Annotated in this window: 14 protein-coding genes; 6 read left to right on the forward strand and 8 right to left on the reverse strand. The window is 51.1% G+C overall.

The window, feature by feature from the left end; genetic code table 11:
- Positions 1 to 103 precede the first annotated feature (103 nt).
- From IVG45_RS16225 to IVG45_RS16235, 3 genes are read left to right on the forward strand one after another with little or no spacing between them, the layout of a single operon-like run.
- Complete coding sequence (locus IVG45_RS16225; protein ID WP_196434840.1) at positions 104 to 2131, forward strand: TonB-dependent receptor plug domain-containing protein; 2028 nt, start codon at positions 104 to 106, stop codon at positions 2129 to 2131.
- Between the two features lie 10 nt (positions 2132 to 2141).
- Positions 2142 to 2663: a YfiR family protein gene (locus IVG45_RS16230; protein WP_230874616.1), complete on the forward strand. Its 522-nt coding sequence runs from the start codon at positions 2142 to 2144 to the stop codon at positions 2661 to 2663.
- Positions 2660 to 4579, forward strand: a complete 1920-nt coding sequence (locus IVG45_RS16235) for a response regulator (RefSeq protein ID WP_196434841.1) — start codon at positions 2660 to 2662, stop codon at positions 4577 to 4579. Before IVG45_RS16230 ends, IVG45_RS16235 begins: the two co-directional genes overlap by 4 nt.
- 67 nt (positions 4580 to 4646) lie before the next feature.
- Here the strand turns inward: IVG45_RS16235 and IVG45_RS16240 are convergent, their stop codons facing one another.
- From IVG45_RS16240 to IVG45_RS16275, 8 genes are all read right to left on the reverse strand, one after another.
- On the reverse strand, positions 4647 to 5294 hold the full coding sequence (locus tag IVG45_RS16240) for an SPOR domain-containing protein (RefSeq protein ID WP_196434842.1): 648 nt from the start codon (positions 5292 to 5294) through the stop codon (positions 4647 to 4649).
- A complete protein-coding gene (gene argS / locus IVG45_RS16245; protein WP_196434843.1) occupies positions 5294 to 7054 on the reverse strand; it encodes an arginine--tRNA ligase in 1761 nt (586 codons plus the stop codon). The genes IVG45_RS16240 and argS overlap by 1 nt, the downstream gene beginning before the upstream one ends.
- 97 nt (positions 7055 to 7151) lie before the next feature.
- Positions 7152 to 7829, reverse strand: a complete 678-nt coding sequence (locus tag IVG45_RS16250; RefSeq protein ID WP_196434844.1) for a YggS family pyridoxal phosphate-dependent enzyme — start codon at positions 7827 to 7829, stop codon at positions 7152 to 7154.
- A 3-nt stretch (positions 7830 to 7832) separates the two neighbouring features.
- Positions 7833 to 8576, reverse strand: coding sequence for a twin-arginine translocase subunit TatC (tatC, locus tag IVG45_RS16255; protein ID WP_196434845.1), 744 nt, complete (start codon positions 8574 to 8576; stop codon positions 7833 to 7835).
- Complete coding sequence (gene tatB / locus IVG45_RS16260) at positions 8560 to 8877, reverse strand: Sec-independent protein translocase protein TatB (protein WP_196434846.1); 318 nt, start codon at positions 8875 to 8877, stop codon at positions 8560 to 8562. Before tatB ends, tatC begins: the two co-directional genes overlap by 17 nt.
- A gap of 8 nt (positions 8878 to 8885) precedes the next feature.
- Positions 8886 to 9101 carry a twin-arginine translocase TatA/TatE family subunit gene (gene tatA / locus IVG45_RS16265; protein ID WP_196434847.1) on the reverse strand — a complete coding sequence of 72 codons (216 nt, stop codon included), beginning with the start codon at positions 9099 to 9101 and terminating at the stop codon, positions 8886 to 8888.
- Positions 9102 to 9126: 25 nt separating this feature from the next.
- Positions 9127 to 9447, reverse strand: coding sequence for a phosphoribosyl-ATP diphosphatase (locus IVG45_RS16270; RefSeq protein ID WP_196434848.1), 321 nt, complete (start codon positions 9445 to 9447; stop codon positions 9127 to 9129).
- A gap of 180 nt (positions 9448 to 9627) precedes the next feature.
- Complete coding sequence (locus IVG45_RS16275; protein ID WP_196434849.1) at positions 9628 to 9780, reverse strand: hypothetical protein; 153 nt, start codon at positions 9778 to 9780, stop codon at positions 9628 to 9630.
- Between the two features lie 193 nt (positions 9781 to 9973).
- Here IVG45_RS16275 and IVG45_RS16280 point away from each other — a divergent pair, with 193 nt between their 5' ends.
- The 3 genes from IVG45_RS16280 to IVG45_RS16290 are packed head-to-tail and all read left to right on the forward strand — an operon-like array spanning position 9974 to position 11852.
- Positions 9974 to 10879, forward strand: coding sequence for a LysR family transcriptional regulator (locus tag IVG45_RS16280; protein WP_196434850.1), 906 nt, complete (start codon positions 9974 to 9976; stop codon positions 10877 to 10879).
- Positions 10876 to 11463 carry a class I SAM-dependent methyltransferase gene (locus IVG45_RS16285; protein ID WP_196434851.1) on the forward strand — a complete coding sequence of 196 codons (588 nt, stop codon included), beginning with the start codon at positions 10876 to 10878 and terminating at the stop codon, positions 11461 to 11463. Before IVG45_RS16280 ends, IVG45_RS16285 begins: the two co-directional genes overlap by 4 nt.
- Positions 11460 to 11852 (forward strand): rhodanese-like domain-containing protein, encoded by a 393-nt coding sequence (locus tag IVG45_RS16290; RefSeq protein ID WP_196434852.1) that lies wholly within the window; start codon positions 11460 to 11462, stop codon positions 11850 to 11852. Before IVG45_RS16285 ends, IVG45_RS16290 begins: the two co-directional genes overlap by 4 nt.
- Positions 11853 to 11897 lie beyond the last annotated feature (45 nt).

Here is an 11897-nt window from a genome sequence, read left to right on the forward strand (position 1 = left end):
TCCGATCATCGGTCCGCCATTTACAGGCCGATGATTCAATGAATACCTTGCCGTGGCGATGAATAAATACGATCAAGCTTCCCTATAAACCCGGTTATGACCCATGTTTTTTTCTGTTGATTGCCGCAAAGCCAGCTTGTTATTTTTTTTGCTGAACTTGATGTATCGGGATGTGTTCGCCGCCGAAAATACCGCTGACGCACTGCAATCAACCAGCGAACTATTGCCGTTAAGCTGGGAAGAGCTGACCGAACTTGATGTTTCCAGTCTGGCCCGGCAGGAACAATCGGTAAAAAACAGCCCGGCCGCGGCATTTGTGATAACCGCGGAAGACATTCGCCGTTCCGGCGTAACCAGCCTGCCAGAAGTGCTGCGGATGGTGCCTGGCATGAATGTGGCCAAAATCAATGCCTGGAACTGGGCGGTCAGCGCGCGCGGCTTCAACGATCTGTATGCCAATAAACTACAGGTAATGATAGACGGCCGCAGCATTTACGACCCATTGGTAAGCGGGGTGTATTGGGGCCAACAAAATCCGGCTCTGCAAGACATCGAGCGCATCGAGGTTCTGCGTGGCCCCAGCGGTAGTTTATGGGGAGCCAATGCGGTCAACGGCACCATCAACATCGTCACCCGTTCCGCGCGCGACACCCAGGGGGGTCTGTTGTATGGCGGCGGCGGCACCGAGGAACGCGGTTTTGGCGGCGTCCGCTACGGTACAAAACTTTCCGACTCGACCTATTTGCGCGGTACCCTGAGCACTATCCACCGCGATGCCAGCATCGACCTGGCCGGCGATCAAGATACTCACGACACGGGCGATACCCAAACCGGTAATTTTCGGCTCGACAGTCAATTGAGCGAGCACGACCAATTGATGCTGGAGGCCAACGTAACCCGTTACCGTCAACACGGCTATTTTATCGGGGTAACCTCATTGAATCCGCCCAGTTGGCGAAACGACGACTTTGGCCGGGATGGCGTGATGGGCAGCCTGCAAGGCAGTTGGAAACATCAAACCGACAGCGGCCATAATTGGAATCTGAATACGGCTTTCACTCAAACCAACTGGTTGTTGGCGGTAAATGAGATGAGCCGTTCCCAATATGTACTGGATTTCGAACACAGCCTTCCGGAATTTGATGACCATCATCTGATGTGGGGGCTCAATTACCAATACATCGACGACCAGTTTGACAATAGCCTGACCCTGGGTTTCGAACCCGATCAATTCACCCAACACAATGTCGGCGTGTTTTTACAAGATCAAATCGATTTGTTGGACGATTTGAAATTGACCCTTGGCAACCGCGTCGAGCACTTCACCTTCACCGGCTGGGAAACCGAGCCGAATGCGCGCCTTTTGTGGACGCCCAATAAACAGCACAGCCTATGGGCCGCGGTTTCCAGGGCGGTCGTACTACCCAACCGGGCACAACACGGCATTCGTCTGTTCAAACCCATTCCCGGCACCAATACCTTTTTCGAGGCCAAAGCCAATCCCGACATGAAGACCGAAAATCTGTTGGCTTATGAACTGGGCTGGCGTTGGCGGATAGCCAATAACCTGGATGTCGACACGGCCTTGTTTTATAACATCTACGACCGCATGCAAGGCACTAAATTTACCGGCATCACATTGGATGACCCCATAGCCGGCACCCGGCAGGCCACGGTCGGCAATTATCGGCAAGTTAAGAGTTACGGTCTGGAAATGTCGTTGGATTATCGGGTCAGTCACGACTGGCGCTTACAAACCTCATATAGCGCCACCCAATTCGATGTGATTTACGACCCAAGCCAACCTTGGTTTCGTGACCCGCTGACCGAACAAAATTTCAATCCCAGCCAGAGCGTATCCCTACGTTCGCTATTCAATCTGACCGATGAAATCGAGCTGGATGCCTGGGGGCGCTTTGTGGATGAATTGACTATCGACCGGCGCAGTATTCCGGCCTATTTCACGCTGGACTTGCGCTTGGGATGGCATCCGCATAAAGACCTCGAATTATCGCTGAGCGGCCAAAATCTACTCGATAATCAGCACCCCGAGTTTAGCGATATTCTGTATATTCCGGTCGCCAGCCAAATCCAACGCGGCTATCTGGCGCAACTTTCTTGGCGGTTTTGAGATAAAGACCGTGGCGAAAATCCTTCTTACCTGGTTGCTACTGAGCATTGGCGTTTGCTTATACAGCAACAGTCAAGCGAACGAAGACATTAGCGTCAACAACCGCGAGTATCAGCTGAAAACCGCTTACCTGCTGCATTTTGCCGAATTGACGGAATGGCCCGAATTGAAACCGGTGACGATTTGTTTGGAGGGCTCCAGTGCCTTGCGCACCTATTTGCCAATCCTGGAAGGCATGAAAGTCAATAACAATGCGGTGCATGTCATTGTTGGCGAATACCGGCCCAACAATGATTGTCGAATCCTGTTTCTTAGCGAGCTGACGGCGCTTACCAAACCAATACGGGAGCAGGCCAAAATTCGCCACATCCTTTTAGTCAGCGATGCCGAAAATTTTGCCGTAAATGGCGGAATGATTCAATTTTCCTTGCGCGACAACAAGCTAAAGTTGGTCGTGAATTTATCCTCGGTCAAGGATGCCGGATTAAAACTGAGTTCAAAACTACTGCGCATGGCGGAAATACTGGAATGAATACGAGCCCAATCCCCCGGATATCCATCACCCAAAAGCTGGCGAGAGTTTTGCGTCTGATGGCCGCCATGACGCTGCTGGTGGCGACCCTAACCCTTTTGATTCGCGAGTACGAAACCCTGCAGGGAAATCTCGCCAACAGGCTTGCGCTGACCGCCGACATGATCGGACATAACAGCAGCGTCGCGTTGATCTTCGAAGATAAAAAAACCGCGCGGGAAGTGCTTGCCGCGTTGGAACACGATCCGGATATCATTGCCGCCGTAATACAAACCAGTTCCGGCGAAGTGTTTATTGCTTATTCTAAATCCGGTCCTCCTTGGCAAGACTGGTGGCCCGACTTTCTGCCTAAAACTCGCCAAATCCGCCGACCTATTTATTATGACAATCAAACGATTGTCGGCCATATCACGCTAACGGCGGATTTGGGCCGACCTTATCATGCTCTGCTGCGCAACACCGCTATCAATGCCGGGATAGTGACGCTGGCATTAGGCTTGGCGGCATTGTTCGTACTGCGCCTGCAACGCTCGTTGCTGCGGCCTATTTTGAAATTGGCCGATACTGCCCGCCAAATCGAGCGGGATCATGATTACAACAAACGCTCCAACTATGAAGGCAACGATGAAATCAGTGATTTATCGGACGCATTCAACAGCATGCTGACCCAAATTCAGCTCAACGAAGCTTATCTGGAAAATAAGGTATTTACCCGCACCCGTGAATTGGAATTGGCCAAACAGGATGCCGAGACCGCTAATCGGGCCAAGGGCCAATTCCTAGCGAATATGAGTCATGAGATCCGCACACCGATGAACGCGATTGTCGGCTTGGTGGAACTGTGTCTTAACAGTCCCCTAACCGCCAAGCAGCGCATCTATTTGCAACGAGTGGAAACCGCCTCCCGTTCGTTGATGACCATCATTAACGATATTCTGGATTTTTCCAAAATGGAAGCCGGCAAAATGCAGCTGGAACAGATTCCGTTTTTGCTGGAGGAAATGCTGGATCAGGTTTATTCCACCATGACCCAGTTATCCGCTCGTAAAGGCCTTAAATTAATCCATCCCGCGACAGAGCATTATCACGCCGTGGTTGGCGACCCAAATCGTTTACGACAAGTGCTGATCAATCTGATCGGCAACGCGATCAAATTTACCCCGCGTGGCGAGGTCGGCATCAGCCTAACCGAACTCTGCCGTAATGCCGATAAAGTCTGTTTGCAATTTTGTGTCAGCGATACCGGAATCGGCATCGGCGCGGAACAACAAAAGCAGTTGTTTCAAGCGTTCGGACAAGGCGACAGTAGCGTGACCCGTAACTATGGCGGTACCGGTTTGGGTCTGGTGATTTCGAAACAGCTCATCGAGCAAATGGGCGGCACGATTAGTTTCACAAGCCAGGAAAATGTCGGCACTAGCTTCACGTTTACGGTGACATTAGGAGTCTGTGACCCGGCCAGTATCCGCCGCATGGAACAAAAGCATTCTAACCCGGTTGACAACCCCCGCTATGCAACGCTTCGCGGTGCGCGCGTGCTATTGGTCGAAGACAACGATATTAATCGGATGGTGGCGGTGGAATTATTGGAAAAACTTCATCTGGAGGTTGATATAGCCGAAAACGGTGCGATTGCCCTCGCTAAATTGCGGCAAACCGATTACGACTGTGTATTAATGGATGTGCAGATGCCGATAATGGACGGCTGCATGGCGACTCGCCAGCTAAAACAAATAGAAACCTGCCGAGACTTACCCGTGATTGCGATGACCGCCAACGCCATGAACGATGACAGGGCCAAGTGTCTGGATGCCGGCATGGTGGATTACATCAGTAAACCCATTCTGCCGGATACCCTGTACCAGGTACTGTCCAAATGGATCAAACCCGGCAAGGATGTACGGCAAATTACCTGATAACAATAATCCGGTTGAGCCTATCTTTCTATATTACTCGGCGCAACCAAATCGGAATGGATCCGCCCTATTTACCCTGTTCGGTCACAATCACACCGATACCATTCTTTTGCAGCAATTCCTTGATAGTCGAAACGCTGGAGGGATTGTCGTAAGGGCCGATTTTGATCCGGTGCCATATCACATTGCCGACTTTGGCTTTTTCCACCCAAGATTCTATGCCGAGCAAGGCCAGTTTGGCCTTATGGCGCTCGGCTTCATCAGCTTCGCGGAAAGAACCGGCCTGCATCACATACTTAGTGGCCTTGGTTTTGCCCACCAACTCTTCACGCACCCGACTCTTGATTTCATAATCCGGTACCACGGTTTCCGCTTGCGGCAGGATCGTGTAGAAATCATAGCGAGGTTCTTCCGGTTGCACCGGCTCCGGCTCGGGCTCAGCTTTCTTTTCCGGCTCGGCGGTGGCGACCTCAGGTTTGGCCTGTACCTGAACTTCCTGGGTAATTTTTTGCGCTGGCTGGGCCGTTTCCGATTCCGGCTTGCCGGCAATCAGTTCGGAAACCATATTCCGCACCATGTTCAAGAACACTACAAACGCCACAACCAGCACGGCAACCAGCAACCAGCGCCACCATAGAGTCGGCGCTTTCTTGCCTCTTCTACGATTGCCGCCGTAACTGGGGTTCTGGACGCGGTGTTTGTAGTCTCTGGCCATTACATCGATTCGGGAGTATTGATTTTCAGCAAGGTCAGGGCATTGGCCAATACCTGTTTCACCGCGCAAATCAGGTTGAGACGGGCATTGCAGACCTTGTCATCTTCCACCAAAAATTGATGGGCGTTGTAATAACTGTGGAATTGATTGGCTAATTCACGCAGGTACTGAATCAACTGGTGCGGCTCGTACTGCTGCGCCGCGCGTTCCAACACTTCCGGATATTTCGACAGCGTGGTCAACAACGCCGTTTCCTGTTCCTCGGTCAACAGATTCAAATGCTCCATGCCCAGGAGTAGATTGCGCTCGCGGCCTTTTTCGTCCAACTGCCGTAACACACTACAAACCCTGGCATAAGCGTATTGCACATAATAAACCGGGTTCTCGTTGCTTTTGGACGTCGCCAGCTTCAGGTCGAAATCCATGTGCTGCTCGGATTTACGCATCACGTAGAAGAAACGGCAGGCATCCTTACCGACTTCGTTGCGCAATTGGCGCAGAGTGACAAACTCGCCGGAACGGGTAGACATCTGCACTTTTTCGTCGCCGCGATATAACACCGCGAATTGAACCAACAGCACTTTCAACTTGGATTCGTCGGCACCCAAGGCTTGCATCGCCGCTTTTACTCGCGGGATATAACCATGATGATCGGCACCCCAGATATTGACGATCCGATCGAAACCGCGATCCAACTTGTTCATGTGATAGGCAATGTCGGAAGCAAAGTAGGTACTTTGGCCGTTGTCGCGAATCACGACCCGATCTTTTTCGTCACCCAAACGGCTGGAGGCAAACCAGGTAGCGCCTTCCTGTTTATATAGATAGCCGGCGTCATCCAGCCGTTGCAAGGCTTGCTGAATGGAACCGTCGTCCATCAACAGGCGTTCGGAAAACCATTGTTGGTAGCTGACGCCGAATTCGGCCAGATCGTCCTTGATGTCGGCCAGTATGTCATCCAGGCCTGCCTGAAAAATATCGCTATATTGCGCCGGCCCCAGCAGGGTTTTCGCCCGCTCGATCAAGGCGTCGATATGTTTTTCCTTGTCGCCACCCTGGTTTTCGTCGGCGGGAATGTCCTCCAACACCAGATCAGCCGGCCTGCGGTAATCATTACCAGCTTTTTGGTGCAGATTGACGGCGATTTCGCGCACATATTCGCCGCGATAACCGTTGCAAGGGAATGGCAGCACTTCGCCGCACTCTTCCAGATAGCGTAGCCAGACGCTGGTAGCCAGAATATCCATCTGCCGGCCAGCATCGTTGACGTAATATTCGCGCTCGACCTTGAAACCGGCCGCCTCCAACAGGTCCGCCACCGCGGAACCATAGGCCGCGCCGCGGCCATGACCGACGTGTAACGGTCCGGTGGGGTTGGCCGAAACAAATTCGACCTGTATCCGTTTGCCATTGCCGATATTGCTCAAACCAAATTTGGGGCCGGCATCGTGAATCTGTTTGACGATCTGAAACTGGCTATCGGGATTGATAAAAAAATTGATGAAGCCGGGGCCGGCGATCTCGACCTTGCTGACCAAGCTGTGTGCGGGAATTTCGGCGACGATTTTTTCCGCCAGTTGCCTTGGATTGGTCTTGGCCGGTTTGGCTAGCAACATGGCCAGATTGGTGGCGAAATCCCCATGCTGGGTATCGCGAGCGCGCTCCAAAACTACTTGCACCGCCAGCTCGCGTTCAAGAACACCTTGCGTTTTCAGGGCTTCGACAGCGTGTTGCAACAGGTATTCGAGCTTATGTTTCATTATCGGAGCAAAGAAGATGTGGATAAAAAATAGTCATTATTATCCATTAAAAAGCCCCTAATAGCTACCAAGGGCCCGGTAACGGATGGAACGAGGTTTATAGCCGTTCGCCGAACAGCGCCGTGCCTATCCTGACCATGGTCGCGCCTTCCATGATAGCCGCCTTCAAGTCGCCACTCATTCCGAAGGAAAAACTGTCCAACGTTGGGTCGTTGAGTTGCCCCACGGCCTGATATAACTGGCGATACGGTTGGCGCTGCTTGGGATAGCTGGTTTCCGGTTCCGGAATTGCCATCACGCCGCGTAAACGTAAACCCGGTAATGCGCGCACGGCTTGGACCAGCTCCGGCAATTCGTCGAGACTAACGCCTGATTTACTGGCTTCACCGCTGATATTGACCTGCAGGCAAATATTCAGCGGCGGCAAATGGGCCGGGCGCTGTTCACCAAGGCGTTGGGCGATTTTCAAACGATCGACGCTATGCACCCAGTCGAAATGGCCGGCTATCGGCTTGGTTTTATTGGATTGAATCGGTCCGATGAAATGCCAGGTAATATTGAATGCGGCCAAGTGCTGTTGCTTGGCCAAGGCTTCCTGCAGATAATTTTCGGCGAAATGCCGCTGCCCGAGCCGATACAGCGCGGCAATATCGGTTGCCGGCTTGGTTTTGCTGACGGCCAGTAATTGCACGCTATCGCGCGGCCTGCCGGCAATGCCGATCGCATGCCTGATCTGGCTGCGTATATGTTGAAACCGCTCGGCCACATTTTCCATGGCTTAACCATCCCGTCTTTTGCCGACAAAAAGCCTGGAAAATAACAAGCCGGACTCGAATAACAGACACATCGGCACCGCCAGCAAGGTTTGCGACAAAGCATCCGGCGGCGTCAGGAACATCGCAACCACAAACACACCGACAATCACATAGGGACGTTTATCCGCCAGACTCTCCGGGGTGGTAATTCCCGCCCAGACCAGCACTATGGTGAAAATCGGTATTTCGAACGATATTCCGAACGCAAAAAACATCGCCAGAATAAAATCCAGATACGTCGCTATATCGGTCATTACCGCCACACCGGTCGGCGCGGCAGAAGTCAAATAACCGAACACCAGCGGAAACACCACGTAATAGGCAAACGCGGCACCCGCGTAAAACAATACCGTGCTGGCGATTAACAACGGCAGCACCATCAGTTTTTCATGGCGGTACAGGCCCGGGGCCACGAAGCCCCAGAACTGATACAAAATATAAGGCACCGAGATGAACGCAGCCACCACGAACGCCAATTTGATAGGCGTGAAAAACGGCGAAGCCACGTCTATCGCGATCATGGTGCTGTTTTTCGGCATATGTTGCAGCAAGGGTTCGGCCAGATATTGATAAATCTCGTTGGCATAAACCGCCGTGCCGATAAACACCAGCAACACGCATAAAATCACCCGTAACAACCGATCGCGCAGTTCAATCAAATGGCTGATGAAGGGTTGTTCGCCTAGCGGATCAAACTGGTTTGTCATCGTTTTGGCTGTTTTCGTTGCCGTTTTGAATACTGGTTTTGATCTCATCCACCGTAGCCTGGGTGTCGCCGGCTATTTGCCGCAACTCATCGGCGATGGAATGTTGCTGTTGTAACAGCTGCCGCATTTCCTCGGCATGCAATTCCTGTTTGATTTCCGCCTTGACATTGGCGATGGTCGTGCGAGTTTTGCCCAGCCAAAAACCTGCAATCCGCGCCGCTTTTGGTAAACGTTCCGGGCCGATCACCAACAAGGCAATCAACCCCACCATGATTAATTCAGAGAAACCGACATCAAACATGGTTAGAATTAGGCCTGATCTTTTTCTTTATGAGTTACTTCACCTTCCAGGGTCTCGCCTTCCTTTTCGGCCAGATTTTTTTCCGCGCCACCTTCTTTCATCGCGCTACGAAAACTTTTAATGGCATCGCCCAGGTCGCTTCCGACATTTTTCAGCCGCTTAGTCCCGAACACCAAAATCACAATAACCAGTACGATTAACAATTGAGTCATGCTAACGCCCATCTTTCACTCCTTATTATATAAATGATTAGGACGAACCGCGTTGCGCCTTTTCCCGTAGGCCGGACAGGCCGAAACGGCGTTGTAATTCGTTGATGACCAATTCCGGACCCAGACCCTGATCGGCCAGCATTACCATACAGTGAAACCACAAATCGGCGGTTTCATAAATAATTTTATCCTTGTCGCCGTCTTTGGCTGCTATTACGGTTTCCGTAGCCTCTTCGCCGATTTTTTTCAGAATATGATCCAGGCCCTTGGCATACAGGCTGGCAACATAGGATTGATCGGCTGATTGTTGTTTGCGTTGTTCCAGAACTTCGGCCAACTGTTGTAAAACATCATTCATTAACGCTTACTCTTGATTGAATACTCAAAAAATCATAACACGTTGAGCAGCCAGCTAAAACGACAGACAAAAAAAACCTCCCAATGCTTGCGCAGAGGGAGGTAAAAAACCAAGCAGAGTGCTATGAGGAGATTCCGCTTGTTATTACAACACCAGGAGGTAGTTACAAATTCTTTAGCTTCAGCCGTTGATATGCGCCTTGCCCGCCATATTGCTGAACAAGGAGGTAGTGGCAAAAATCACGGTTGAAATCACAAACAAACCCGAGATAAAGCTCCAAATACCTGCTATAAACAGGGAGCCAATCAGGACATCTTTGCTTAAGTCGTTCATTTAGTTTTAATTTCCTATTAAATTAAAGCTTATCTTGACAAAGCAGCTTTGCTTTGCTCTTCAGTTGCTGCATACTATACAGTATAAAAAAATGTTTACAATTAGGTGTTTATAAAATAAATTGTATACAATAAAGAAACAATTAGAATGTCAAACATTTTTTTACTTAACCTTATTCTCGCGTGAGCCGCTTATGGACAAATTAACCAGCATGAACGTGTTTGTTCGCGTCGCCAAGGCCGGCAGCTTTGCCGGTGCCGCCAAGGATCTGGACATTTCCAGAGCCATGGCAACCAAACACATCATGCAACTCGAGAGCGAGTTGAACACTCGCCTGTTTAACCGCACGACACGCAGCTTAAGTCTGACCGAGGCCGGCGAGGAGTACCTGGAACGTTGCCAACAAGTCCTGTTGGATGTAGCGGAAATGGAATCGGCCGTCACCAAGCTGCAAACCGAACCGCGCGGAGTACTAAAAATCTGCGCACCGCCTGTGATAGGTGCGACCCATATCGCCCCTGGGCTAACCGAATATCTAAAGAGTTATCCTGATCTTTCAGTTGATATGATACTAAAGGGTGGACAAGTCGATTTGATCGACGAAGGCGTCGATATCGCCATTTATCTGGGCCAACTGACCGATACCAGTTTGGTGGCTCGAAAATTGGCCAGCTCGTCGCTGGTAGTTTGCGCATCGCCGGATTATCTGAAGGCCCACGGTACGCCGCAAGATCCGGAGGATTTGGCGGATCATAGTTGTCTAATCAACTGGGCGATTCCGCCTCGAAATAAATGGCGATTCAAAGGTATACTCGGCGACCGCACAGTCACTATCACCGGCCGCATGCAAGCCAATATGGCCGACCCGGTTCGCAACGCCGCCGTCAACGGGCTTGGCCTAATCATGTTGCCTCGCTACATTGTAGGGCGCGACATCGAACTGGGCCGTTTACAGGTGATCATGGAACAATATGCCATCAGCCCGCTGGCCATATATGCGGTCTATCCGCATCGTAAATACCTGTCGGCCAAGGTTCGCTCGTTTCTGGACTTCATCCAAGCCTGGTTGCCGCACCGCATCGGCATGGATCCGCCTTGATTGAGTTGCAGGCAAAATGGGATGCGATTTATAGCGGCCATCAACCGGAATTTAACGTCGCCGACGTGCTATCGAACAACCGCCATCTATTACCCAATCATGGCGCAGCATTGGATTTGGCCTGCGGTTCCGGAGGCAACGCCTTATTTTTGGCGGAACACGGCTTGCATGTCGATGCCTTGGATATTTCACCGGTGGCGCTGGCCTGCTTGCAAGATCAAGCCGGCCAGCGCCAACTATCGGTCACGACTCGTCAAGGCTTTATCACCCCCGATAGCCTTGATCAAGATCATTATGACGTGATTGTCATCAGTCGTTTTCTTGACCGTTCTCTGTGTAATGCGATAATGTCGGCTTTAAAATCCGAAGGCCTGTTGTTTTATCAAACATTTACCCGTGACAAGCTTGATCAACATGGCCCCAGCAACCCGGACTATTTGCTGGAACGCAACGAACTATTGGACTTGTTCTCCCCATTAACCCTTGTCTATTATCAAGAAAATGCCGGAATCGGCGACTTGCGACACGGCAATAGAAACGAAGCCTGCTTCATCGGACATAATATCGACCCGGTATCAAAATGATAGAAAATCTCGACCCCAAACAAGCCTGGGCTGTGCTGCGGGACAATCCGGCAGCCGTACTGATCGACGTTAGAACCAGCATCGAACACAGCTTTGTCGGCCATCCGCCTAAAGCCATCCATATCGCCTGGAAAGAATTCCCCGGCATGCAGTTGAATAACGCCTTTGTCGAACAAGTACAGCAACACGTCCCCGATAAATCGGCCCCGGTCTTATTATTGTGCCGCAGCGGAGTACGTTCGGTGGATGCCGCCAAGGCACTGGAAGCCTGCGGCTACCAACACCTGATCAATATTCTGGATGGTTTTGAAGGCCCGCTGGATGAAAACAAACATCGAGGTACAGTCGGTGGCTGGCGTTTTCATGGCTTGCCTTGGCAACAAAGTTAATCCCACGAAATTTTAATTATTGGTTGGGCTAACGCTGCCCATTCC

Source organism: Methylomonas sp. LL1 (assembly GCF_015711015.1).
Lineage (GTDB): Bacteria > Pseudomonadota > Gammaproteobacteria > Methylococcales > Methylomonadaceae > Methylomonas.

Coding starts and splice junctions, on each gene's coding strand:
- argS (WP_196434843.1), bottom strand. CDS start 7,054: ATGAAACATAAGCTCGAATACCTGTTGCAACACGCTGTCGAAGCCCTG.
- tatB (WP_196434846.1), bottom strand. CDS start 8,877: ATGTTTGATGTCGGTTTCTCTGAATTAATCATGGTGGGGTTGATTGCC.
- tatA (WP_196434847.1), bottom strand. CDS start 9,101: ATGGGCGTTAGCATGACTCAATTGTTAATCGTACTGGTTATTGTGATT.
- IVG45_RS16270 (WP_196434848.1), bottom strand. CDS start 9,447: ATGAATGATGTTTTACAACAGTTGGCCGAAGTTCTGGAACAACGCAAA.
- IVG45_RS16290 (WP_196434852.1), top strand. CDS start 11,460: ATGATAGAAAATCTCGACCCCAAACAAGCCTGGGCTGTGCTGCGGGAC.
- tatC (WP_196434845.1), bottom strand. CDS start 8,576: ATGACAAACCAGTTTGATCCGCTAGGCGAACAACCCTTCATCAGCCAT.
- IVG45_RS16235 (WP_196434841.1), top strand. CDS start 2,660: ATGAATACGAGCCCAATCCCCCGGATATCCATCACCCAAAAGCTGGCG.
- IVG45_RS16225 (WP_196434840.1), top strand. CDS start 104: ATGTTTTTTTCTGTTGATTGCCGCAAAGCCAGCTTGTTATTTTTTTTG.
- IVG45_RS16280 (WP_196434850.1), top strand. CDS start 9,974: ATGGACAAATTAACCAGCATGAACGTGTTTGTTCGCGTCGCCAAGGCC.
- IVG45_RS16275 (WP_196434849.1), bottom strand. CDS start 9,780: ATGAACGACTTAAGCAAAGATGTCCTGATTGGCTCCCTGTTTATAGCA.
- IVG45_RS16250 (WP_196434844.1), bottom strand. CDS start 7,829: ATGGAAAATGTGGCCGAGCGGTTTCAACATATACGCAGCCAGATCAGG.
- IVG45_RS16240 (WP_196434842.1), bottom strand. CDS start 5,294: ATGGCCAGAGACTACAAACACCGCGTCCAGAACCCCAGTTACGGCGGC.